23 protein-coding genes are annotated in these 22585 nt (G+C 67.3%); 10 read left to right on the forward strand and 13 right to left on the reverse strand.

What is annotated here, in order from left to right; all coding sequences use genetic code 11:
• Positions 1 to 573 (reverse strand): TetR family transcriptional regulator, encoded by a 573-nt coding sequence (locus M3M28_RS06465; protein WP_249385706.1) that lies wholly within the window; start codon positions 571 to 573, stop codon positions 1 to 3.
• Between the two features lie 54 nt (positions 574 to 627).
• Here M3M28_RS06465 and M3M28_RS06470 point away from each other — a divergent pair, with 54 nt between their 5' ends.
• Genes M3M28_RS06470 through M3M28_RS06480 form a run of 3 tightly spaced genes read left to right on the forward strand, consistent with a single transcriptional unit; the run spans position 628 to position 2497 of the window.
• Positions 628 to 1218: a biotin transporter BioY gene (locus tag M3M28_RS06470; RefSeq protein WP_249385707.1), complete on the forward strand. Its 591-nt coding sequence runs from the start codon at positions 628 to 630 to the stop codon at positions 1216 to 1218.
• A complete protein-coding gene (locus M3M28_RS06475; RefSeq protein ID WP_249385708.1) occupies positions 1215 to 1907 on the forward strand; it encodes an energy-coupling factor ABC transporter ATP-binding protein in 693 nt (230 codons plus the stop codon). The genes M3M28_RS06470 and M3M28_RS06475 overlap by 4 nt, the downstream gene beginning before the upstream one ends.
• A complete protein-coding gene (locus tag M3M28_RS06480) occupies positions 1904 to 2497 on the forward strand; it encodes an energy-coupling factor transporter transmembrane component T family protein (protein WP_249385709.1) in 594 nt (197 codons plus the stop codon). Before M3M28_RS06475 ends, M3M28_RS06480 begins: the two co-directional genes overlap by 4 nt.
• Before the next feature lie 51 nt (positions 2498 to 2548).
• Here M3M28_RS06480 and M3M28_RS06485 read toward each other — a convergent pair whose 3' ends face one another.
• The 5 genes from M3M28_RS06485 to sufB are packed head-to-tail and all read right to left on the reverse strand — an operon-like array spanning position 2549 to position 6606.
• The gene (locus M3M28_RS06485; protein ID WP_249385710.1) at positions 2549 to 2881 is read right to left on the reverse strand and encodes a metal-sulfur cluster assembly factor; all 333 of its coding nucleotides are present in this window, start codon (positions 2879 to 2881) and stop codon (positions 2549 to 2551) included.
• 20 nt (positions 2882 to 2901) lie between these two features.
• A complete protein-coding gene (sufC, locus tag M3M28_RS06490) occupies positions 2902 to 3663 on the reverse strand; it encodes a Fe-S cluster assembly ATPase SufC (RefSeq protein ID WP_249385711.1) in 762 nt (253 codons plus the stop codon).
• Between the two features lie 2 nt (positions 3664 to 3665).
• A complete protein-coding gene (locus tag M3M28_RS06495; protein ID WP_125105907.1) occupies positions 3666 to 3998 on the reverse strand; it encodes a non-heme iron oxygenase ferredoxin subunit in 333 nt (110 codons plus the stop codon).
• Positions 3995 to 5182, reverse strand: a complete 1188-nt coding sequence (sufD, locus tag M3M28_RS06500; RefSeq protein WP_249385712.1) for a Fe-S cluster assembly protein SufD — start codon at positions 5180 to 5182, stop codon at positions 3995 to 3997. Before sufD ends, M3M28_RS06495 begins: the two co-directional genes overlap by 4 nt.
• Before the next feature lie 5 nt (positions 5183 to 5187).
• On the reverse strand, positions 5188 to 6606 hold the full coding sequence (gene sufB / locus M3M28_RS06505; RefSeq protein WP_249385713.1) for a Fe-S cluster assembly protein SufB: 1419 nt from the start codon (positions 6604 to 6606) through the stop codon (positions 5188 to 5190).
• Between the two features lie 201 nt (positions 6607 to 6807).
• On the opposite strand from sufB, the gene M3M28_RS06510 reads away from it, so the two are divergent.
• Complete coding sequence (locus tag M3M28_RS06510; RefSeq protein WP_249385714.1) at positions 6808 to 7734, forward strand: COX15/CtaA family protein; 927 nt, start codon at positions 6808 to 6810, stop codon at positions 7732 to 7734.
• A 193-nt stretch (positions 7735 to 7927) separates the two neighbouring features.
• Here the strand turns inward: M3M28_RS06510 and M3M28_RS06515 are convergent, their stop codons facing one another.
• Complete coding sequence (locus M3M28_RS06515) at positions 7928 to 8875, reverse strand: heme o synthase (RefSeq protein WP_249385715.1); 948 nt, start codon at positions 8873 to 8875, stop codon at positions 7928 to 7930.
• Between the two features lie 182 nt (positions 8876 to 9057).
• Here M3M28_RS06515 and tkt point away from each other — a divergent pair, with 182 nt between their 5' ends.
• Genes tkt through pgl form a run of 6 tightly spaced genes read left to right on the forward strand, consistent with a single transcriptional unit; the run spans position 9058 to position 17160 of the window.
• Positions 9058 to 11154, forward strand: a complete 2097-nt coding sequence (tkt, locus tag M3M28_RS06520; protein ID WP_249385716.1) for a transketolase — start codon at positions 9058 to 9060, stop codon at positions 11152 to 11154.
• Positions 11155 to 11180: 26 nt separating this feature from the next.
• On the forward strand, positions 11181 to 12290 hold the full coding sequence (tal, locus tag M3M28_RS06525) for a transaldolase (protein WP_249385717.1): 1110 nt from the start codon (positions 11181 to 11183) through the stop codon (positions 12288 to 12290).
• A 21-nt stretch (positions 12291 to 12311) separates the two neighbouring features.
• Positions 12312 to 13913, forward strand: coding sequence for a glucose-6-phosphate isomerase (locus M3M28_RS06530; RefSeq protein WP_249385718.1), 1602 nt, complete (start codon positions 12312 to 12314; stop codon positions 13911 to 13913).
• 3 nt (positions 13914 to 13916) lie between these two features.
• Positions 13917 to 15455 carry a glucose-6-phosphate dehydrogenase gene (gene zwf, locus M3M28_RS06535; protein WP_249385719.1) on the forward strand — a complete coding sequence of 513 codons (1539 nt, stop codon included), beginning with the start codon at positions 13917 to 13919 and terminating at the stop codon, positions 15453 to 15455.
• Positions 15452 to 16405 carry a glucose-6-phosphate dehydrogenase assembly protein OpcA gene (locus M3M28_RS06540; protein WP_249385720.1) on the forward strand — a complete coding sequence of 318 codons (954 nt, stop codon included), beginning with the start codon at positions 15452 to 15454 and terminating at the stop codon, positions 16403 to 16405. Before zwf ends, M3M28_RS06540 begins: the two co-directional genes overlap by 4 nt.
• Positions 16402 to 17160: a 6-phosphogluconolactonase gene (gene pgl / locus M3M28_RS06545; RefSeq protein ID WP_249385721.1), complete on the forward strand. Its 759-nt coding sequence runs from the start codon at positions 16402 to 16404 to the stop codon at positions 17158 to 17160. Before M3M28_RS06540 ends, pgl begins: the two co-directional genes overlap by 4 nt.
• Here pgl and secG read toward each other — a convergent pair.
• The 6 genes from secG to rapZ all read right to left on the reverse strand — a co-directional run bounded on the left by secG (position 17144) and on the right by rapZ (position 22532).
• Positions 17144 to 17398 (reverse strand): preprotein translocase subunit SecG, encoded by a 255-nt coding sequence (secG, locus tag M3M28_RS06550; protein WP_249385722.1) that lies wholly within the window; start codon positions 17396 to 17398, stop codon positions 17144 to 17146. The two genes, pgl and secG, sit on opposite strands and share 17 nt — an antisense overlap.
• Positions 17399 to 17474: 76 nt before the next feature.
• Positions 17475 to 18242 (reverse strand): triose-phosphate isomerase, encoded by a 768-nt coding sequence (tpiA, locus tag M3M28_RS06555; protein WP_249388000.1) that lies wholly within the window; start codon positions 18240 to 18242, stop codon positions 17475 to 17477.
• A 17-nt stretch (positions 18243 to 18259) separates the two neighbouring features.
• Positions 18260 to 19471 carry a phosphoglycerate kinase gene (locus M3M28_RS06560; RefSeq protein WP_249385723.1) on the reverse strand — a complete coding sequence of 404 codons (1212 nt, stop codon included), beginning with the start codon at positions 19469 to 19471 and terminating at the stop codon, positions 18260 to 18262.
• 36 nt (positions 19472 to 19507) lie between these two features.
• Positions 19508 to 20512, reverse strand: a complete 1005-nt coding sequence (gene gap, locus M3M28_RS06565) for a type I glyceraldehyde-3-phosphate dehydrogenase (protein WP_249385724.1) — start codon at positions 20510 to 20512, stop codon at positions 19508 to 19510.
• Positions 20513 to 20622: 110 nt separating this feature from the next.
• Entirely contained in the window at positions 20623 to 21603 is a 981-nt protein-coding gene (gene whiA, locus M3M28_RS06570) for a DNA-binding protein WhiA (protein ID WP_249385725.1), read from the reverse strand.
• 44 nt (positions 21604 to 21647) lie between these two features.
• Positions 21648 to 22532, reverse strand: a complete 885-nt coding sequence (rapZ, locus tag M3M28_RS06575; RefSeq protein WP_249385726.1) for an RNase adapter RapZ — start codon at positions 22530 to 22532, stop codon at positions 21648 to 21650.
• Positions 22533 to 22585: the final 53 nt, after the last annotated feature.

Below are 22585 nucleotides of genomic sequence, written 5' to 3' on the forward strand. Positions count from 1 at the left end.
CTATCGCTCCGTTCCGGGCTCAAGCAGCGCGAGGCCAGCCTCGAAGCTCGCGTCGTCGGCGGCGTGCGGATGCGCCCGCACCTCGACGCCTGCAGCCAGGGCCTGCGCGCGCTGCTGCTCGTGCGACACGTGGCCGAGCACAAAGTGCAGCGTGGCCCCAGCGAGCGACTGAGCGCGCGCCCGTTCGAGACCCGCATCCTCGCCCGCGAGCTGCAGGCGCACGAGCGCCGCGTCATCAGCGAGGCCGAGCGAGATCGACGAGAGCAGGATTTCCGCGCCGTCCATGTGCGCGAGCAGCGCATCCCGGAGCGCCGCAGCCGACTCCGCCAGTGTCTCCCCCGCGGCTCGCTCCGGCATCGACGCGACAATCTCGTCGGCGATCGCCGCGAGCAGCGACTGCTTGTCGGCGAAGTGCCAGTACAGCGCGCTCGGCTGCACCTCGAGCTCGCGGGCGAGCGCGCGCATGCTGAACGCGGGCAGGCCGCCGCTCGCGAGCATCCGCATCGCCGTCGACACCACGTCGTCGCGCGAGTTTCGGGCGCGCGACGACTCAGAAGTTGCGTTCGTGCTCATCCCCACTATCGTATAGCCTGAACACCGTTCAGGACGCGATCGACAAGGACCAACATGACCGAAGTTGCAGTGCGGCAGCCCGCCACTACCACCGCCGACCTCGCGAGGATTGCCGTCGTCGCGGCCCTCATCGCGGTGCTCGGCTTGCCCGGCACGATCATGCTCGGCGGGGCGGTGCCGATCACGGCGCAGACCCTGGGCGTCATGCTGGCCGGCGCCGTGCTGGGGTCATGGCGGGGCGCCGCGAGCGTGCTGACGGTGCTTGCGCTCGTCGCGCTCGGCCTGCCGCTGCTCGCGGGCGGCCGCGGAGGTCTCGGGGTGTTCGTGGCACCGTCGGTTGGCTACCTGCTCGGTTGGGTCGTCGGCGCGTTCCTCGTCGGCGTCATCGTGCGGGCCGGCGCATCGAAGCCGCAGTGGTGGCGCGTCGCGCTCGGCTCACTCGTCGGCGGCATGCTCGCCGTCTACGCCGTCGGTATTCCGCTGCAGTCACTCATCACCGGCCTCGGGCTGTGGGAGACCGTGCTCTCGAGCCTCATCTTCGTACCGGGCGACCTCATCAAGGTCGCGATCGCCACCGTCGTCACCATGGCCCTCTGGCGGGCCTACCCGCGTGCGTTCGCGTGGCCGCAGCGAGACGACGCGTGACCGATCGGGAGCTCAGCTTCGATCGAGTTCGCGTCGTTCGAGAGGGCCGCGTCGCGCTCGACGATGTCACCCTGACGCTCGACGAGCACCGAATCGCCGTCGTCGGCGAGAACGGCTCGGGCAAGTCGACGCTCGCGCGACTGCTCAACGGGCTCGTCACCGCGACAAGCGGAGAGGTGCGGGTGCACGGCCGGAATCCGGCGCGTGAGGGCGCGAAGGTTCGCTCGCAAACCGGCTTCGTCTTCCCGAACCCGTCGGCGCAGGTGATCATGCCGACGGTCCGCGAGGATCTCGCCTTCTCGTTTCGCGGCCGCAAGCTTTCGCGCGCCGAGATCGCCGCCAAGGTTGAGGCCACGCTTGGCTCGGTCGGGCTGAGCGCGCTCGCGGATGTGCCCGCCCACTCGCTCTCGAGCGGGCAGCAGCAGCTCCTCGCCGTCGCCGCAGTGCTCGCGGTCGAACCCGGGCTCGTCATAGCCGACGAGCCGACGGCGCTGCTCGACCTCCGCAATCGATCGCGCATCGCCGAGCTGCTGCTCGACCGCGCGCTCCCCCATCAGCTCGTGCTCGTCACGCACGATCTCGAGTTGGCCGAGCGCTGCGATGTGGCCGTGTGGGTGCAGGATGCGCGGGTCACGGCAGTCGGTCGGCCCGCCGACATCGTCGCGCGCTACCGGGCGAGCGTCGCGTGATCTCGCTCTATGTTCCCGGCACGAGCCTGCTGCATCGCGCGCCGGCCTGGAGCAAGCTGCTCGGCCTCGTGCTCGCAACGCTCGTGCTGTCGGTGTGGGGCGGCGAGTGGCCGGTGCTTACGGGGGCCGCCGCGCTCACGATCGCCGCCTTCCTGGCGAGCGTGGGTGTCGCCGAACTGTGGCGCCAATTGTGGGGCCTGCGGTGGCTCCTCGTGATCATGCTCGTGCCGCAGCTCATCTTCCTGCCCTGGCAGCTCGCCCTCACGAATACCTCGAGGGTGGTGATCGTGGTCGCCCTCGCGGGACTCGTTACGAGCACGACCCGCATGACCGAGCTGCTCGACACCCTCGAGGCCGCGCTTCGCCCCCTGCGGCCCCTCGGCGTGCGGCCCGATCGCATCGCGCTCCTGCTCTCGCTCACCATTTCGACGGTGCCGCTCATCGCCGCGCTCGCCACGCAACTGCGGGAGGCGCTCATCGCACGCGGCCGCCGCGGCACGTCCGTGCGCATCCTCTTCCCGCTGCTCGTGCTCACGCTGCAGCACGCGGATGAGCTCACCGACGCGCTCCGCGCGCGCGGGCTCGACTAACGCAAGCGGGGCCCGGCACCGAAGTGCCGAGCCCCGCTCGATCGCGTTTCGCTAGATGTTGAACCCGAGGGCCCGCATCATTTCGCGACCGTCGTCGGTAATCTTTTCCGGACCCCAAGGCGGCATCCAGACCCAGTTGATCTTGAACCGCTCGGCGTGACCGTCGAGTGCCTTCGCGGTCTCGTCTTCGATCACGTCGGTCAGCGGGCAGCCGGCCGAGGTGAGCGTCATCGAGATCACGAGGGCGTCGAGTTCGTCTTCCCAGTCGAGCCCGTAGATCAGGCCGAGGTCGACGATGTTGACGCCGAGCTCGGGGTCAACGACCTCCTTGAGCGCCTCTTCGATTTCGTCGTAGCGCGCGGCTTCGAGTGAAACGAGTGCCATGGTGGCCCTCCTCCAGGTAGTTAGGCCTGCGCGGCCTGCAGGTAGCTGTCGTAACCCTCGTTCTCGAGCTTCTCAGCGAGCTCGGCGCCGCCCTCGTCGGCCACACGACCGTCGACGAACACGTGCACGAAGTCGGGCTTGATGTATCGAAGGATACGCGTGTAATGCGTGATGAGCAGGACACCCATGCCGGTGTCGCCCTTGACGCGGTTGACGCCCTCCGAGACGATGCGCAGCGCATCGACGTCGAGGCCCGAGTCGGTCTCGTCGAGCACGGCGAACTTCGGCTTGAGCAGCTCAAGCTGGAGAATCTCGGCGCGCTTCTTCTCGCCACCCGAGAAGCCCTCGTTCACGTTGCGCTCAAGAAACTCGTTGCCCATGCGGAGGTTGTCCATCGAACCGCGGACCTCCTTGAGCCAGCCACGGATCGCGGGCGCTTCGCCGTCGATCGCGGTCTTCGCGGTGCGGAGGAAGTTCGAGAGCGTGACGCCCGGGATCTCGACCGGGTACTGCATCGCGAGGAACAGGCCAGCCTTCGCGCGCTCGTCGACCGACATCTCGAGCACCTCTTCGCCGTCGAGCTTGACCGAGCCCTCGGTCACCTCGTAGGCGGGGTGGCCGGCGATCGACGATGCGAGGGTCGACTTGCCCGAGCCGTTGGGGCCCATAATGGCGTGGATCTCGTCGGAGCTCAGGGTGAGGTCGACACCCTTGAGGATCTCCTTGGGGCCCTGGTCGGTCTCGACCTGGACGTGAAGGTTGCTGATTTCAAGAACGGACATTGCTAGTTGTTCTCCTTGTAGATCGGAGTCGGGTCAATGAAGATTGCGTCGTCTTCGACCTTGACGGCGAAGACCGGGACTGGTTCAAACGCGGGCAGCGACTTCGGCCACCCGGTGCAGAGCGAGAATTGCGAGCCGTGCGCCCAGCACTCGAGGGTGCCGTCTTCGACGAATCCCTCCGAGAGCGAGATGTCGCCGTGGGTGCAGCGGTCGCCAATTGCGAAGACGTCGCCGGCCGAGTCGCGCACGAGCGCGATCACCTGGTCGGCGAGTTCGACGCGCATCGGCGAGTCGACCTGGACGTCGTCGACGCCGCAGACTCGTTCGAAGCTCATACGGCGCTCGCCGCCATCATCGCTTCGGTGCTCGCCTCCAGTTCACGCTCGAGGGTTTCGCGCATGCGCTCCTGCACCTCGGGCACGCTGATCGACTGCACGATCTCGTTCAGGAAGCCGTGCACGACGAGACGACGGGCGGTGAGCTCGTCGATGCCGCGGGCCATGAGGTAGAACAGCTGTTCCTGCTCGAAGCGGCCGGTCGCCGACGCGTGGCCTGCACCCTCGATGTCGCCCGTCTCGATCTCAAGGTTCGGGATCGAGTCGGCGCGCGCGCCGTTCGAAAGCACGAGGTTGCGGTTCTGCTCGTAGCTCTGGGTGCCGACCGCGGTCGGGCGGATCAGCACGTCGCCGATCCAGACGGCGCGAGCACCGTCGCCCTGCAGGGCGCCCTTGTAGTTCACGTCGCTCGTGGTGCGCTCGCCGGCGTGGTCGATGTAGACCTGGTGCTCGAAGTGCTGTCCCGCATCCGAGAAGTAGAGGCCCTTCGCGATGCCCTCGGCGCCGGTTCCGTTGAGGTGCAGCGACGGGTTCACGCGCACGACGTCGCCACCGAAGGTGACGAGCGTGTGCTTGAGCGACGCATCCTTGCCGATGGCGGCCTGGTGGGCGCCGGTGTGCACGGCGTCGTCGTCCCATTCGTGGATGGCGATGACGTCGAGGTTCGCGCCGTCTTCGACGAGGATCTCGACGTTCTCACTCACGAGCGCCGAACCGGTGTGCTCGACCACGATCGTGGCAGTCGAGTTCGGCTCGGCCTGGAGCACGAGGTGCACGAGGTCGCGGGTCTGCGCGCCAGCGCCGGTCACGCGCACGTAGACGGGCGCATCGAGGGAAGCGTCGGCGGGGATCACGACGTGCGTCGCGGTCGCATACTTCGACGCAATGGCCTCGGCGCGGCCCTCGGGCGTGAACCCGGTGCCACGGGGCGCCTCGCCGGGGGCGAGAGTGCCGGTGCGCACCTCGCTCGGGCCGGAAACTTCGACCGTGACGCTGCGGTCGCCAGCAGCATCCTCGAACAGCGGCGCGAGCTTCTTGATCGGCGCGTACTTCCAGTCAACTTCGCGACCGTTCGGCTGGGGGAAGTCCTCGGGCGCGAACGAAGCGGGTCGCTCCGAACGCGTCTGGACAGGGACGAACTTTCCGGCGCTCTCGGGCAGGCGCGGAGTCTCAGTGATCGTCATGGTGGTTAGCCGACCGATCCTTCCATATTCATTTCGATGAGCTTGTTCAGCTCGAGCGCGTACTCCATCGGCAGCTCGCGCGCGATCGGCTCGATAAAGCCGCGCACGATCATGGCCATGGCCTCGGTCTCTTCGAGGCCGCGGCTCATGAGGTAGAAGAGCTGCTCCGCCGACACCTTCGTGACCGTGGCCTCGTGCCCGAGCTGCACGTCGTCAACGCGGATGTCGATGGCGGGGTAGGTGTCGGAGCGGGAGATGTTGTCGACGAGCAGGGCGTCACACACGACCGAGTTGGCCGAGTTGTGCGCGTTCTCGGCGATGCGAACCTCGCCGCGGTAGCCCGCACGGCCACCGCCGCGGGCGATCGACTTGGAGACGATCGACGACTGCGTGTGCGGCGCCATGTGGATCATCTTGGCGCCCGCATCCTGGTGCTGACCGGGGCCCGCGAACGCGACCGAGAGGGTCTCGCCCTTGGCGTGCTCGCCCGTCAGGTAGATCGACGGGTACTTCATGGTGACCTTGGAGCCGATGTTGCCATCGACCCATTCCATGGTCGCGCCCTCTTCAGCGACGGCGCGCTTGGTCACGAGGTTGTACACGTTGTTCGACCAGTTCTGGATCGTCGTGTAGCGAACGCGCGCGTTCTTCTTCGCGATGATCTCGACGACGGCCGAGTGCAGCGAGTCGCTCTTGTAGATCGGGGCTGTGCAGCCCTCGATGTAGTGCACGTAGCTGCCCTCATCCGCGATGATCAGCGTGCGCTCGAACTGGCCCATGTTCTCGGTGTTGATGCGGAAGTAGGCCTGCAGCGGAATCTCGACGTGCACGCCCTTCGGCACGTACACGAACGAGCCACCCGACCACACGGCGGTGTTCAGCGCACCGAACTTGTTGTCGCCGGCGGGGATCACCGTGCCGAAGTACTCCTCGAAGAACTCCGGGTGCTCGCGCAGCGCGGTGTCGGTGTCCATGAAGATGACACCCTGGCGCTCGAGTTCCTCGTTGATCTGGTGGTAGACCACCTCAGACTCGTACTGTGCCGCGACGCCCGCAACGAGGCGCTGGCGCTCGGCCTCGGGGATGCCGAGACGCTCGTACGTGTTGCGGATGTCTTCGGGCAGGTCTTCCCACGTCTGGGCCTGCGCCTCCGACGCGCGCACGAAGTACTTGATGTTGTCGAAGTCGATTCCGCTGAGGTCGGCACCCCACGTCGGCATCGGCTTGCGGCCGAACATTTGCAGGCCCTTGAGACGACGCTCGAGCATCCATTCTGGCTCGTTCTTGATGCGCGAGATGTCGCGCACTACGTCTTCGCTCAGCCCACGTTTCGCTGAAGACCCGGCTACGTCAGGGTCGTGCCAGCCAAACTCATACTGACCAAGGTCATTCAGTTCGGGGCGGTCGATGAGCAGATCAGACATCCCTACCTCTTTCTTGTCGTCATCGGTTCACATTCGCGCCTGGATCGTGGGGACCCGCATAGAATGAAACAAATTCCAGCGCCGATTCCTTCCCGTGGGTTCTCCGGGAGGCCAAGATCGCGCGAAGTGAACACCATCCTCGAGTCTAAGCCACCACCCATGGTTCTCGGGCGTGTTCGCCACAAACTGAGAGGTGCCCCTGTGCCACGGTCCAAATTCCTGCCGCCGGATTCGTTTCTATCGTTCCTGCTGCCGGACTCGGTTACATCGTGGACTCGGTGGCTCGCCTGGGCGAACCTTGTCGTGAACATCCTCATCGTCGGCACCGGCGGCCTCGTTCGGCTGACGGGCTCGGGCCTCGGCTGCCCGACGTGGCCGCTGTGCACGACCGAGTCGCTCGTGCCGACGCAGGAGATGGGCATTCATGGCGTGATCGAGTTCGGCAACCGCACGCTGACCGGCGTGCTCGTGTTTGTCGCGCTGCTGACCTACCTTGCCGTGCGGAACGCCCCGAAGCAGCTCGGGCTGCGCATCCCGGCTTTGCTCATCGGCGTGCTCATCATCGTGCAGGCGATCATCGGCGGCATCACCGTTATCTTCCACCTCGACCCACGCATCGTCGGCGTGCACTTCCTCTTCTCGGCGGCCATCGTCGCCATCGCCGCGCTGCTGCTGCAGCGAGTTCGCTACGCCGAGCCGGTGCCCGCGGCGGATTCCCCCGGCGCCCCGCGCGGCCTGTGGGTCAGCATCATTGTCGTCACGGTGCTGACGTGGATCACCGAAGTTGTTGGCGTCCTCACCACTGGCGCCGGACCGCACGCCGGTGACTCGATCGCCGCCCGTAACGGCCTCGACCCGGTGGTCATGCAGCACGTGCACTCGTGGCCGGCCTACGCGCTCGCCGCGGCCCTCGTCGTGATGATGGTGTTCGTGCTGCGCAGCAAGCTCGCGCGCACCAAGGCGTCGAGCTGGACCCTGCTCATCCTCGTACTCGTGCAGATCGCCTTCGGCGTCTATCAGTCGCGCGCTGGATTGCCGGTCTGGTCGGTCGGCACCCACATGATCCTCGCGGTCGTCGTCATCGCGGTGCTCACCATCAACCTCGTGAACGCCCGCCGCGCGAAGTAGCGAGGGGCGCATCCGCCCTGCCCCGACGCAGTTTTCTAGCATCGATGCGAATTTCTACAATCGATGCGGCTGCAAGTGCAGCGAATCTAGAAAACTGCATCGCGCGTAGAAAACCGCGGCGAACGTAGAAAACCGCGACGACGGTCACACGAGACGGCCGGACGGCCAGACGACCAAGTGGCCGGATGCGCGGCTACGGAACCAGCGGCAGGTAAACGAGGGCGTCGACGCCGACCGCGAGGAAGACCACGGTCAGGTAGAGGATCGACAGGTGGAACACGCGCATCGGCTGCGCGAGCCCCGTCTGGCGCACGACGTGGCTGTAGACGCGGTGCGCCTCAACGACGAACCAGGCGCCGGCGGCGAGGGCGGCGATCGTGTAGATCCAACCCATCGGCGCGACGGGAACGAGCAGCAGGCTGCCGACGACCGTGGCCCACGCGTAGATGACCGACTGCAGCGCGACCGAGCCCTCGCCCTCGGTGACCGAGAGCATCGGCACGTCGGCGCGGTCGTAATCGGCCGCGTACTTCACCGAGAGCGGCCAGTAGTGCGCCGGAGTCCAGAGGAAGATGAGCAGGAACAGCAGCAGCGGCTCCCAGCTCAGCGAGTTGGTGACCGACGCCCAGCCGATGAGCACCGGCATGCAGCCGGCAACGCCGCCCCAGACGATGTTCTGGTCGGTGCGGCGCTTCAAGATGAGCGTGTAGAGCACGACATAGAGCAGGATGGCGCCGACCGAAAGCCCGGCTGTGAGCGGGTTGGCGACGAGCCACAGCACTGCAGTCGAGACGACGCCGAGCACCCAGGCGAAGACGAGCGCCTCGCGATCGGAGAGCTCGCCCGTGACGAGTGGACGCTTCGCCGTGCGCTTCATGACGCGGTCGATGTCGCGATCGAAGTAGCAGTTGAACGCGTTTGCGCTGCCAGCGGACAGCGCGCCACCAACAAGCACGCCGAGCATCAGCCAGACCGAAGGGATGCCCCGGGCCGCGAGCAGCATGGTCGGCAGCGTCGTGATGAGCAGCAACTCGATGATGCGCGGCTTCGTGAGCGCGACGTACGCGGCGAGTTTGCGCTTGAACCCAATCGATGTGGCCTTCGACGCGCCGTCACCGGCTGCTGAAACTGCGCTTGACATGCCTGTCAATCGATCGGTTGTCACAGATACCTGCCCTTTACTTGCTCAGTAGCTGCAAGTCTACCCGTTGGGCGCCACACTTCGAGGACACAACTAAGGTTTCGCGCGATCGCGCGGCGCTAGTGTGGACACATCGCCGTTCGGCGTGCCTTGACCTCGTTATTGCTTTCTGGAGGACACCTGTGCCCAACGTCAATTGGACCGACCTCGACCAGCGTGCTGCGGACACCGCTCGACTCTTGGCGGCTGACGCCGTCGAGAATGCGGGTGGCGGCCACCCCGGCACCCCGATGAGCTTGGCTCCGGTGGCGACCCTCCTCTATCAGCACATCATGCGGCACGACCCGGCTGACCAGGAATGGCTTGGCCGCGACCGCTTCATCCTGTCGAACGGCCACGCTGGCCTCACGCAATACACCCAGCTCTTCCTCGGCGGCTTCGGCGTCGAGCTCGACGACTTCAAGCACCTGCGCCAGTGGGGCTCACCGCTCGCGGGCCACCCCGAATACGGCCACCTGGCGCACGTCGAGATGACCACCGGTCCGCTCGGCCAGGGCCTCGCCACCGCGGTGGGCTTCGCCTACGCGCAACGCTACGAGCGCGGCCTGTTCGACCCCGAGGCCGAGGACGGCGCGAGCCCCTTCGACCACTTCACCTACGTGATCGCCGGCGACGGCGACCTGCAGGAGGGCATCACCTCTGAGGCATCGTCGCTCGCGGGCCACCAGGAGCTCGGACGCCTCGTCGTCATCTACGACGCGAACCAGATCTCGATCGAGGACGACACCGACATCGCCTTCACCGAAGACGTCGCCGAGCGCTACGAGTCGTACGGCTGGCAGGTGCTCGAGGTGAACTGGCTCGGCGAAGACGGCAAGGTCACCGAAGACATCGGCGACCTCGCCGACGCGATCGAGACGGCGCAGGGCGAGCTCGGCCGCCCGACCCTGATCATCCTGAAGAACCACATCGCCTTCCCCGCACCGCACGCGCAGAACACCGGCGCATCTCACGGCTCGGCGCTCGGCGCCGACGAGATCCGCGCGACCAAGGAACTCCTCGGCTTCGACCCCGACGCGACCTTCCAGGTCGAGGACGAGGTGCTCGCGCACACCCGCAAGCTCGGCGAGCGGATGCGTGAGGTGCGGGCCGCGTGGCAGGCCGACTTCGACGCCTGGGCCGAGCGCGAGCCCGAGCGCAAGGCACTGCTCGACCGCCTCCAGGCCGGCGAGCTGCCCGAGGGCATCGAGGATGCGCTGCCCGACTTCACCGGCACGGCCAAAGTTTCGACCCGCAAGGCTTCGGGCAAGACGATCAACGCCCTCGCGCCGCTGCTGCCGGAGCTCTGGGGTGGCTCGGCCGACCTCGCTGGCTCAAACAACACGACGATTGACGGCGCGAAGTCGTTCGCACCCGCCGAGCACTCGACGTCGAGCTGGACCGCCGAGCCCTTCGGGCGCGTCCTCCACTTCGGCATTCGCGAGCACGCGATGGCGGCGATCCTCAACGGCATCGTGCTGCACGGCAAGACGCGGGCCTTCGGCGGCACGTTCCTCATGTTCAGCGACTACATGCGCCCCTCGGTGCGCCTCGCCGCACTCATGAACATCCCCGCGATCTATGTCTGGACGCACGACTCGATCGCCCTCGGCGGCGACGGCCCGACCCACCAGCCGGTCGAGTCGCTCACCGCACTGCGTGCGATCCCGAACCTCAACATCATCCGCCCGAGCGACGGCGCCGAGACCGCGCAGGCGTGGCTCGCCACGCTGCGGCAGCACGAGGGCCCGATCGGTCTCGTGCTCTCGCGCCAAGACCTCCCCGTGCTCGAGCGCGGCGACGGCGACGCGAGCGGCGACACGCTCGCCGCGGCAAGCAACCTCGCCAAGGGCGGGTACGTCCTCGCCGAGGCCCGCAACGGCGCCCCAGAGCTGATCCTCATCGCCACCGGCTCGGAGGTCTCGCTCGCGCTGGATGCTCGTGCCGTGCTCGAAGACGAGGGCACGCCGACCCGCGTGGTCGCCATGCCGTCGCAGGAGTGGTTCAAGGCACAGCCCGAGGAGTACCGCAACGCAGTGCTCCCGGCCGACGTCACCGCGCGCGTCAGCGTCGAGGCCGGCCTCGCCCTCACCTGGGCGCCTTTCCTCGGCACCCGCGGTCGCTCGGTTTCGGTCGAAACCTTCGGTGCATCCGCCGACGGCAGCGAGCTGCTTCGCCGCTACGGCATCACGACCGAGGCCGTCGTCGAGGCCGCCCACGACTCGCTCGCGGCCAACTAACTTCCGGATCTTCTGAAAGGGACCTCATGCAGAACCCCAACACCCAGCAGCTCTCCGACCAGGGCGTCAGCATCTGGCTCGACGACCTCTCGCGCGACCGCCTCGAGTCGGGCTCGCTCCAGGGCCTCATCGACGAGCGCAACATCGTCGGCGTCACCACGAACCCCTCGATCTTCGCTGCGGCACTCAAGAACGGCGAGTCGTACGCCCCGCAGGTGAAGGAGCTCGCCGAGCGTGGCGCCACCACCGACGAGGCGATCACCGTCATCACAACGACCGATGTGCGCAACGCGTGCGACCTCTTCGCGCCGCTCGCCGACGCGACGGATGGGCAGGACGGCCGCGTCTCGATCGAGGTTTCGCCGCTACTCGCGAACGACACCGACGCCACGATCGCCGAGGCGAAGCAGCTCTGGGAGCTCGTCGACCGCAAGAACGTGATGATCAAGATTCCCGCCACCAAGGAGGGCCTCCCGGCCATCACCGAGGCGATCGCGAACGGCATCTCGGTCAACGTCACGCTGATCTTCTCTCTCCCCCGCTACCGCGAGGTCATCAACGCGTACCTCACCGGCCTCGAGCAGGCACGGGCGAACGGCATCGACCTGTCGAGCATCCGCTCGGTCGCGTCGTTCTTCGTGAGCCGCGTCGACGTTGAGATCGACAAGCGCCTCGACGCCCTCGGCACCCCCGAGGCCACCGACCTCAAGGGCAAGGCCGGCGTCGCGAACGCTCGCCTCGCCTACCAGGTCTTCGAGGAGTCGTTTGCCTCGGAGCGCGCCAAGCTGCTCCTCGACGAGGGCGCACATGCGCAGCGTCCGTTGTGGGCATCGACGGGTGTCAAGGACCCCTCGCTGCCCGACACGCTCTACGTGACCGAGCTCGTCGCTGGCCAGACGGTCAACACCATGCCGGAGGCGACCCTCGACGCGCTCGCCGACCACGGCGAGATTCGTGGCGACACGGTCACCGACACGTACCACGAGTCCAACACGCTGCTCGACGCCATCGATGACCTCGGCATCTCCTACACCGAGGTCGTTGACCTGCTTGAGGTCGAGGGCGTCGACAAGTTCAAGGTGTCCTGGTCGCAGCTCCAGGACACCGTCACCGAGCAGCTCGAACAGAGCAAGTAGCCCGCCGCGAAGGAGCACCCCATGAGCATCAAGGTATCTACGTCCGGCGCAGCCACCGAAGCGGTGCAGCGCCACCTCGAGGCGCTCGTCGACTCGAAGTTTGCGAGTCGCCTGTTCGCGAAGGACCACACCCTCTGGGGTGCCGCGGCCGAGGATGAGTCGTCGAAGCGCCTCGGCTGGGTCGAGGCCGCCGAGGTCTCGGCGCCGCTCGTGCCCGAGATCGTGCAGCTGCGCGAAGAACTCAACAGCAAGGGCGTCGACCGCATCGTGCTCTGCGGCATGGGCGGCTCCTCGCTCGCGCCCGAGGTCATGACCCGCACCGCGGGCATCCCGCTCGTCGTGCTCGACTCGACCGACCCCGAGCAGCTGGCCGCGTCGGTCGACACCGACCTCGAACGCACCGCTGTCGTCGTCTCGTCGAAGTCGGGTTCGACGCTCGAGACCGACTCGCAGCGCCGGGCGTTTGTCACGGCGTTCACCTCGGCGGGCATCGACCCGACCGAACGCATCTTCATCGTGACCGACCCGGGCTCGCCGCTCGAGGCCGCGTCGAAGGAGGCCGGCTACCGCGTCTTCCTCGCCGACCCCTCCGTCGGCGGCCGCTTCTCGGCCATGACCGCGTTCGGCCTCGTGCCCGCGGGTCTGGCGGGGCTCGACCTCGACGCGTTCCTCGCGCCCGTCACCACCGTGAAGGACGACCTCGAGACCGACTCGCCGCAGAACCCGGGCCTCGTGCTCGGCGCGGCCCTCGCCGGTGCCGAGCCGGTGAAGACCTACATCGGCGTCGTCGAGCAGGGCACCGACATCGTCGGCTTCGGCGACTGGGCCGAGCAGCTCATCGCCGAGTCGACCGGTAAGGAGGGCAAGGGCCTGCTGCCCGTCGTGCTCCATCAGGGCGCCCCCGAGGTTGGCCTGCCGATTCCCGACCTGCAGGTGGTTCGCCTCGTGGCGGATGCCGCTTCCGAGCCCGCGCTCGGCGACGAGATTAACGTCTCGGGTTCGCTCGCCGAGCAGATGCTCCTCTGGGAGGTCGCGGTCGCGGTCGCCGGTCAGCTCCTCGGCATCAACCCGTTCGACCAGCCTGACGTCGAGTCGGCGAAGGCCGCGGCCCGAGCGCTCCTCGACGCCACGCCCGCCCCGGTCGACCCCGCGTTCTCGGAGGGTGTCATCGAGGTGCGCGGCTCGGCCGATCTCACCGATGGCCAGACCACCGTGCTCGGCTCGATCGAGGCCCTGCTCGCGCAGCTGCCCGAGTGCGGCTATGTCGCGATCCAGGCCTATGCCGACCGGCTCGGCCTCGCCGACCTCGCGCAGATCCGCGACGCCGTGGCGCACCGGGCTCGCCGCCCGGTGACTTTCGGCTGGGGCCCGCGCTTCCTCCACTCGACCGGCCAGTTCCACAAGGGCGGCCCGCGCGTCGGCGTGTTCCTGCAGATCACGACCGACTCGGCGACGCAGTTCGCGATCCCCGACCGCCCGTTTAGCTTCGGCGAACTCATCCACGCGCAGGCCGCAGGCGATGCGTCGGTGCTGGAGGACCACGGTATGCCAGTGCTGCGCCTCAATCTGACCGACGCTCGTGGCGGCGTGCAGCAACTCCTCGGACTCCTCGGAGACATCTAGATCGTGCCCACCTCCTTCACCGCACCAGCAAATCCGCTGCGCCCAGTCGGCGAACGGCGACTCGACCGAATTTCCGGTCCGAGTAACCTCGTGTTCTTCGGCGTCACGGGTGACCTGAGCCGCAAGAAGCTGCTGCCCGCGGTGTACGACCTCGCGAACCGCGGTCTGCTCTCGCCCTCGTTCGGCATCGTCGGCTTCGGCCGCCGCGAGTGGAGCGACGACCAATTCCGCGAGTTCATGCGCGAGAGCGTCGTGAACCACGCCCGCACCGAGTGGAACGAGGACGTCTGGCTGCAGCTCGCGAAGGGCCTGCGCTTTGTCACCGGCGAGTTCAACGACGCGGAGGCGTTCACGCGCCTGCGCGACACGCTCGCCAGGCTCGACCTCGAGCGCGGCACCCGCGGCAACTACGCGTTCTATCTCTCGATCCCGCCGCGGTCGTTCGCCGAGGTGACCGGGCAGCTGCGCGCATCCGAACTCACCGAGGCGCCGCGCGGTTCGTGGCGCCGCGTGATCATCGAGAAGCCGTTCGGCCACGACCTCGAGTCGGCTCGCGAGCTCAACGGCATCGTCGAGGGCGTGTTCCCGAGCGACTCGATCTTCCGCATCGACCACTACCTCGGTAAGGAGACGGTGCAGAACATCCTCGCGCTGCGCTTCGCGAACACGATGTTCGAGCCGCTGTGGAACTCAAACTGGGTCGACCACGTGCAGATCACGATGGCCGAGGACATCGGCGTGTCCGGCCGCGCCGGGTACTACGACGGCGTTGGTGCGGCGCGCGACGTGATTCAGAACCACCTGCTGCAGTTGCTCGCCCTCACCGCGATGGAAGAGCCGCTGAGCTTCGCGGCAAACCACCTGCGCAACGAAAAAGAGAAGGTGCTGTCGGCCGTACACCTCGGCCACGACCTCTCGAAGAGCACCGCCCGCGGCCAGTACTCGGCCGGTTGGCAGGGTGGCCTCTACGTGCCGGCGTTCCGCGACGAGGACGGCATGAACGCCGAATCGACGACCGAGACCTTTGCCGCGCTGCGCCTCAAGATCGACACCCGCCGCTGGCTCGGCGTGCCGTTCTACCTGCGGACCGGCAAGCGACTCGGCCGTCGCGTCACCGAAATCGCGGTGACGTTCAAGGATGCGCCGGGCTACCTGTTCTCACCCACCGACCGCGTCTCGCTCGGCCCGAACGCGCTCGTGATCCGCGTGCAGCCGGATGAGGGTGTCACGATGCGCTTCGGCTCGAAGGTGCCGGGCTCGGGCCTGCGCGTGCGCGACGTCACGATGGACATGGGCTACGGTCACGCGTTCACCGAGTCGAGCCCCGAGGCTTACGAGCGCCTCATCCTCGACGTCCTGCTCGGCGACCCGCCGCTTTTCCCCCGCCACGAGGAGGTCGAGCTGTCGTGGCAGATCCTCGACCCGGTCGAGGAGTACTGGTCGACGCTCGGCGCGCCAGAGCTCTACGCGCCCGGCTCCTGGGGCCCCGCATCCGCCACCGAACTGCTCGCGCGCGACAACCGAACCTGGAGGCGCCCATGATCGTCACGCTCGACGACACGAATTCCTCGGCGATCGCTCGCGAACTCATCCGGATGCGCGAGGAGGGCGGCGCGATCGCCCTCGGCCGCGTGCTCACGCTCATCGTCGTCGCCACGTCGGACGTGAACGAGGACGCGATCGAGGCGGCCAACGAGGCCTCCGGCGAACACCCGATGCGCGTCATCGTGGTGCACACCTACCCCGACGGCGACGGTGCGCAGCTCGACGCGGAGATCCGCGTCGGCTCCGACGCCGGCGCGAGCGAGGTCGTGGTGCTCCACGCCTCCGGCCCGGCTTCTGAGGACCCGGCGTCGCTCATCCAGCCCCTGCTGCTCCCCGACACGCCAGTCGTGACGTGGTGGCCCGACTGCTCCGAGACGCATCCGGCCCAGAACTCGCTCGGCGAACTCGCGCAGCTGCGCATCGTCGACAGTTTCAACGTGTCGGAGCCCTTCGGCACCCTCGAACAGCTCGCCGAGGGCTACGAGAGCGGCGACACGAACCTCGCCTGGGCCCGCATCACACGCTGGCGTGCCCAGCTCGCCTCCGTGCTCGACCAGCCGCCCTACGACCCGATCACGGGCGCCGAGGTGATCTACCGCAAGCTCACGACGAGCACGCTGCTCATGGCGGGCTGGCTGGGCCACTTCCTCCAGGTTCCGGTCACGCTGCAGTTCTCCGACGATGAGCTCGCTGGAAACCTTCGCGGCGTCCGGCTCTTCCGCCACGACGGGGTAATCGAGCTACGGCGCACAGCAAAAGACACCTCGATCCTGAGCCAGCCCGACCAGCCCGACCAGATCGTGCCACTGGCGATCCGCAACCGCTTCTCGGTGCTCAACGAGGAGCTTCGTTCCTTCGCCGCCGATCCGATCTACGCGGCCGTTCTCCTTGAGGGCGTACCCGAGATCGCAGAGTCGAACCAAGACCTCGTGGAGCAGGAACAATGAGCACCTCGTTGCCTGACGCCGAGCTCATCGTGGGCGCCGATGCCGCCGAGCTGACGAAGACCCTCGCGAGCGATGTGATCGACGTGCTCGCGGGGGCGATCGCCGAGCACGGCGCGGCGAACCTCGCGGTGTCGGGCGGCTCGCTCGCCACCGTCGTCGTGCCGGCGATGGTCGAACTTGGCAACGCGCGGGGCCTCGACTGGTCGCACGTGCACGTTTGGTTCGTCGACGAGCGGTTTGTCGACCGCGGCACCGACGAGCGCAACGCGACCCCGGTGGTCGCGGCAATGCGGCACGCCATTGACTTCCCGGCCAGCCAGCTCCACATCGCGGCGGCCCGCGACCTTGGCATGTCGCTCACCGAGGCGGCGGCCGAGTACGAACAGCGACTGATTCGCCACGTTCCCGTTCGCGAGTCGAACGGCGTGCCCAGCCTCGACCTCGCGCTGCTCGGCATGGGGCCAGACGGACACACCGCGTCCCTTTTCCCCGGCCGACTCCCGGCCGAGACGTCGGCCCTCGCGGTAGCCGTCGACGACTCGCCCAAGCCGCCGCCTATGCGCGTGACGCTCACCTACCGGATGCTCGACGCCGCGGCCCGCTGCTGGGTGTTTGCGACCGGTGCGGAAAAGCACTCGGCGCTCGCACTCGCCCGGACGGGCAATGCAAGCGCCGAAGAGTCGCCGGTGTCACGCGTACGCGCGCGCCACGAGGTGCGCGTTTACGCCGACGCCGCCGCTACGCGACAGGCGTGACGAACTTCGTCAAGATACCGATCACGACAATCGCGAGGACCCAGATCACCATGGTCCAAACGGTGAGGCGATTGAGGTTCTTCTCGGCCACACCGGAGGACTGAGCGCTCGTGGTCACGCCGCCGCCAAACATATCGCTGAGTCCGCCACCCTTGCCTCGGTGCAGCAGGATGAACAGGATGAGCAGCACGCTCGTGATCGCGAGCACCACCTGCAAAATGACCAGCAGAATGTCCACGGTGTCCTCTCGACAACAATAAAAACTCGGACGGAGCCGATAAAGGCCCCGTCCGAGTATAGGCGACGACGTCTGATTAGATGCCGACGTGGTTGCGATACCGCACGATCGACGCAAAGTCGTCGATCTTCAGGCTCGCGCCGCCGACGAGGGCGCCATCGATGTCGGGCTCGCGCATGATGCTCGCGACGTTGTCCGGCTTCACAGATCCGCCGTAGAGGATGCGCGTGGCCGCCGCGCGTTCCTCGCCCAGCTCCTCGACGAGTGCCGCACGCAGCGCGGCGCAGACCTCCTGGGCCTGTTCCGCGGTCGCCACCTTGCCGGTGCCGATCGCCCAGACGGGCTCGTATGCGAGGACGATCTCGGCGCCATTCGGCAGCTCAGCCAGGCCCGCGCGCAGCTGGGCAACGGGGACGTCCCACGGGGTGTCGGTCGCCTCGCGCTGCTCGAGCGTCTCGCCGACGCAGAGCACCGGCACGAGGCCGTGCTTCAGCGCGGCCTGCACCTTCGCCTGACACACGGCGTCGTCTTCACCGTGGATCGTGCGGCGCTCGGAGTGGCCGACGAGTGCGTACTTCGCACCGAGGGCCGCGAGGAACTCGCCTGAGATGTCGCCCGTGTAGGCGCCCGAATCGTGTTGCGAGAGGTCCTGGCCACCGTAGACGAGCTTGAGCTTGTCGGTGTCGACGAGCGTCTGCACGCTGCGCAGGGCGGTGAACGGTGGGAAGACCGCGACCTCGACCTGCTCATAGTCGTGGTCGGCGTCCTTGAGCGTCCAGGCGAGCTTCTGCACGAAGGCGATCGCCTGGAGGTGCGTCATGTTCATCTTCCAGTTGCCCGCCATGAGGGGGGTGCGATTGGCTACCACCCGAGCACCTCCAGACCGGGCAGACGCTTGCCCTCGATGAGCTCGAGGCTCGCGCCGCCACCCGTCGAGACGTGACCGAACTCGTCGTCGGCGAAGCCCAGCGTGCGGATCGCCGCCGCCGAGTCGCCGCCGCCGACCACCGAGAGGCCATCGACCTCGGTCAGTGCCTGGGCCACCTGCTGCGTGCCGTCGGCGAAGGCCGGGAACTCGAACACGCCCATCGGACCGTTCCAGAACACGGTCTTCGACGTGCGGATCGCCTCGGCGTAGGCGCGCGCCGAGTCGGGTCCGATGTCGAGGCCGATTCCGTCGCCGCCAAACTTCGAAGATTCGATCTCAGTCGCCGCAACGACCTCGTGTTCCGCGTCGGCGGCGAAGGCCGCGGCCACGACGATGTCGCTCGGCAGCAGCAGTTCGACGCCGCGCTCCGCGGCCTGTTCGAGGTAACCGCGCACGGTGTCGACCTGCTCGGACTCGAGCAGCGACTTGCCGATCGAGTGGCCCTGCGCCGCGAGGAAGGTGAACAGCATGCCGCCACCGATGACGAGGCGGTCAACGCGCGGCAGGAGGTTCTCGATGACGCCGAGCTTGTCGGAGACCTTTGAGCCGCCGAGCACCACGGTGAACGGGCGCTCAGGGTCGTTGATCACGCGGCTGAGCTTCTCGACCTCGTTCTCGACGAGCAGACCGGCCGCCGAAGGCAGCAGCTCGGCCAGCTCGTAGACCGATGCCTGCTTGCGGTGCACGACACCGAAGCCGTCGGAGACGAACGCGTCGCCCAGCGCCGCAAGCTGCTCGGCGAAGGCCCGTCGCACAGCGTCGTCCTTGCTCGTTTCGCCCTCGTTGAAGCGGAGGTTTTCGAGCACGACGACGCCGCCATCCTCAAGCTCGGAGACGAGCGCGGCGGCGCTCTCGCCCACGGTGTCGGCGGCCAGCGGAACATCCTGGTCGAGGAGCTTCGCGAGGCGGGCCGCGGCCGGCGCGAGAGAGAACTGCGGGTCCGGCTCGCCCTTCGGGCGGCCGAGGTGCGAGATCACTATGACCTTCGCGCCCTGCTCGGTGAGTCGTTGGATCGTGGGCAGTGACGCCCGGACGCGACCGTCGTCAGTGATCTCGCCGTCTCGCAGTGGGACGTTGAGATCGCAACGGACGAGGACGCGCTTGCCCGCGAGATCGCCGAGCGATTCGAGTGTGCGCAGAGGCATAGTGGTCTCCCTCAGTGTGCGTGGTGGATGCTGCGGTTACAGGTGCTCGGCGACGTACGACGAGAAGTCGACGAGGCGCTCGGTGTAGCCCCACTCGTTGTCGTACCAGCTCGACACCTTGACGAGGTCGCCGATCACCTTGGTGAGGGGCGCGTCGTAGATCGACGAGTGGTTCTCGCCGATGATGTCGCGCGACACGATCGGGTCCTCGTTGTACTTGAGGATGCCCTTGAAGTCGCCCTCGGCTGCTTCCTTGAACGCCGCGTTGACCTCGTCGACCGTGACCTCGCGGTCGAGCTTCACCGTGAGGTCGGTGATCGAGCCGGTCTCGACGGGCACGCGCAGGGCGAAACCGTCGAGCTTGCCCTTGAGCTCGGGCATGACGAGACCGATGGCCTTCGCTGCGCCGGTCGAGGTCGGGATAATGCTCAGCGCGGCGGCGCGGGCACGGCGGAGGTCAGAGTGCGGCGAGTCCTGCAGACGCTGGTCGGCCGTGTAAGCGTGCACCGTGGTCATGAGGCCCGACACGATGCCGAACTTGTCGTTGAGCACCTTTGCGAGCGGTGCGAGGCAGTTCGTCGTGCACGACGCGTTCGAGATGACGTGCTCGGTCTCAGGGTTGTAGTCGGTGTGGTTCACGCCGAACACATAGGTCGGAGCGTCGCCCTTGGCCGGGGCAGAAAGCAATACCTTCTTGGCGCCGGCATCGATGTGTGCGTGTGCCTTCGCCGGGTCATTGAAGCGACCCGTGCACTCCAGCACGAGCTCGACGCCCAGCTCCCCCCAGGGCAGCTTCGCGGGGTCAGCCTCGGCGAGGGCGTGGATCTTATGACCGTCGACCGAGATGCTGCCCTCATCGTGGGTCACGTCGTTCTTCAGCACGCCCGAGGTCGAGTCGTACTTCAGCAGGTGTGCGAGTGTCGCATTGTCGGTGAGGTCGTTAATCGCGACGAGCTCAAGATTTGGGTGACTGTTGTCCAGCAGGGCGCGAGCGTAGCTGCGTCCGATGCGGCCGAAACCATTAATGGCGATCTTTGTCACGGTTGCTCCTTCAATAGGTGCGCGATGGAGACGGAAATCTGCGGAATTCCATCGACTCAACGTTACCCATTTTGGGTGAGCGTGCCTCCCAGAATCGGCGCCGTGGCGCGTCAGTCGAGCAGCTCGCCCTCGGGCACGCTCGCCGAGGTGTCTGGAATGCCTTGCTGCGACGCCTCGCGGTCGGCCAGGGCAAGCAGCCGGCGAACACGGCCAGCCACCGCATCCTTCGTCATGGGCGGATCTGCGCGCTGCCCGAGCTCGTCGAGTGAGGCCTCGCGGAACGCAAGCCGGAGCTCCCCGGCCTGGCGAAGGTGATCGGGCACCTGGTCGCCGAGAATCTCGAAGGCCCGTTCAACGCGGGCGCACGCGGCGACCGCGGCCTGCGCCGAGCGGCGAAGGTTCGCGTCGTCGAAGTTCACGAGTCGGTTCGCGGTGGCGCGGGTCTCGCGGCGCTGGCGGAGCGCCTCCCACTCCTGCAGCACGCGCTTTGCCCCCATGACCGAGAGCGTCTGATTGATCGCCTCGGCGTCGCGAATCACGACGCGGTTCACCCCGCGCACCTCGCGCTGCTTCGCGGCAATGCCGAGGCGGCCGGCCGCGCCGACGAGCGCCATGGCGGTCTCGCGGTTGGCGCAGACAATCTCGAGCGACGCCGAGCGGCCCGGGTCGGTCAGCGATCCGGCGGCGATGAACGCCCCTCGCCAGATTCCGGCCAGTACATCGGCGGTACCGAGCGTGAGGCGATTCGGCAGCCCGCGCACGATGCGGCCACGGGCATCCATGAGGCCGGTTTGCCGGGCGAGGGTCTCGCCCTGGTCGAGCACGCGCACCAGGTAGGTGTGCGGGTCGTTCGCAGCCCCACCAGCGCTGCGCGCGATGCGCGGGCGAACGCCGTAGATGGCAGCCAGCTCGTGGGCGAGCCGCTTCGCGAGGGTCTCGGTGTCGAGTTCGGCCTCGATGACATAGCGCCCAGAGATCATCTGCAGCGCACCGGCAAAGCGAAGGATGCTCGAAATCTGGGCAGCTCGTGCCAGGTTCGATCCTGGGTTAACTCCGTTGAGTTCCCGCTTCACTTTCTCGGTCAACGTCACGTAGGAATCCTTTCACTGCGAAAAAACCAATCTTACCCCTCGGCTCACTCGCGACCGAGGTCGCGGTGCTTCACTGATACCGCGACGTCGCGGCGCGCCCGCAGCTTCGACGCAAGGTACTCGGTCATCGCGACCGAGCGGTGCTTGCCGCCGGTGCAGCCAACCGCGATCATCGCGTGGCGCTTGTTTTCGCGAGCGTAACCCGACAGCACCGGGTCGATCATGGCGAGGAAATTCTCAGCAAACTCCTTCGCGCCCGGCTGCTCGAGCACGTACTCCGAGACCCGCTTGTCGCGACCGTTGTAGGGCCGCAGCTCGGCCACCCAGAACGGGTTCGGCAGAAAGCGCATGTCGAGCACGAGGTCGGCGTCGACCGGCAACCCGTACTTGAAACCGAAGCTCATCACCGTCAGGCGAATCTTGTCTTGATCGGGTGCCCCGAAGCGCTCGCTGATGCGGCGCGCGAGCTCGTGCACGTTGAGTTCGGAGGTGTCGATGACGATGTCCGACATGCTGCGAATCTCGCGCAGGCGGGTTCGTTCGCGGTGAATCGCATCGAGGATCGTGTCGCCGTCTTCTTGCAGCGGGTGCGGGCGGCGCGACGACTCGTAGCGGCGCACGAGCGTGTCGTCGGTCGCGTCGAGGAACAGCACGTGCACCTCGTGCGTCTTGCGCAGCTCGGCCGCGAAGTCCTCAAACTCGTCGATGAGCCGGCCACCACGAATGTCGACCGCGACCGTCAGCTTGGGCAGCGAGTCGCGCGCCTTGGCGGCCACCTCGATGAGGGGGCGAATCATCTGCGGCGGCAGGTTATCGACGGCGAACCAGCCCAGGTCTTCAAAGCCCTTGAGCGCGGTCGAGCGCCCCGCCCCGGACATGCCGGTGACGATGGTGATCTCCTGGCGCTCCTGCGCGCCTGGCACGGTCATCCCAGTTCCTTCAGCTCCACCAAAAGTCACGCTGTGCTCCTTGCTCGCAAGAC

This window comes from Gulosibacter sediminis, assembly GCF_023370115.1.
Taxonomy (GTDB): Bacteria; Actinomycetota; Actinomycetes; order Actinomycetales; family Microbacteriaceae; genus Gulosibacter; species Gulosibacter sediminis_A.

Excerpts from the sequence above, each read along its gene's own strand:
- tal (WP_249385717.1), top strand. The coding sequence starts at position 11,181 with ATGCAGAACCCCAACACCCAGCAGCTCTCCGACCAGGGCGTCAGCATC.
- sufB (WP_249385713.1), bottom strand. The coding sequence starts at position 6,606 with ATGTCTGATCTGCTCATCGACCGCCCCGAACTGAATGACCTTGGTCAG.
- rapZ (WP_249385726.1), bottom strand. The coding sequence starts at position 22,532 with ATGACCGTGCCAGGCGCGCAGGAGCGCCAGGAGATCACCATCGTCACC.
- tpiA (WP_249388000.1), bottom strand. The coding sequence starts at position 18,242 with ATGGCGGGCAACTGGAAGATGAACATGACGCACCTCCAGGCGATCGCC.
- M3M28_RS06530 (WP_249385718.1), top strand. The coding sequence starts at position 12,312 with ATGAGCATCAAGGTATCTACGTCCGGCGCAGCCACCGAAGCGGTGCAG.
- M3M28_RS06495 (WP_125105907.1), bottom strand. The coding sequence starts at position 3,998 with ATGAGCTTCGAACGAGTCTGCGGCGTCGACGACGTCCAGGTCGACTCG.
- sufC (WP_249385711.1), bottom strand. The coding sequence starts at position 3,663 with ATGTCCGTTCTTGAAATCAGCAACCTTCACGTCCAGGTCGAGACCGAC.
- pgl (WP_249385721.1), top strand. The coding sequence starts at position 16,402 with ATGAGCACCTCGTTGCCTGACGCCGAGCTCATCGTGGGCGCCGATGCC.
- sufD (WP_249385712.1), bottom strand. The coding sequence starts at position 5,182 with ATGACGATCACTGAGACTCCGCGCCTGCCCGAGAGCGCCGGAAAGTTC.
- M3M28_RS06485 (WP_249385710.1), bottom strand. The coding sequence starts at position 2,881 with ATGGCACTCGTTTCACTCGAAGCCGCGCGCTACGACGAAATCGAAGAG.
- M3M28_RS06560 (WP_249385723.1), bottom strand. The coding sequence starts at position 19,471 with ATGCCTCTGCGCACACTCGAATCGCTCGGCGATCTCGCGGGCAAGCGC.
- M3M28_RS06470 (WP_249385707.1), top strand. The coding sequence starts at position 628 with ATGACCGAAGTTGCAGTGCGGCAGCCCGCCACTACCACCGCCGACCTC.
- M3M28_RS06465 (WP_249385706.1), bottom strand. The coding sequence starts at position 573 with ATGAGCACGAACGCAACTTCTGAGTCGTCGCGCGCCCGAAACTCGCGC.
- M3M28_RS06540 (WP_249385720.1), top strand. The coding sequence starts at position 15,452 with ATGATCGTCACGCTCGACGACACGAATTCCTCGGCGATCGCTCGCGAA.
- M3M28_RS06515 (WP_249385715.1), bottom strand. The coding sequence starts at position 8,875 with ATGTCAAGCGCAGTTTCAGCAGCCGGTGACGGCGCGTCGAAGGCCACA.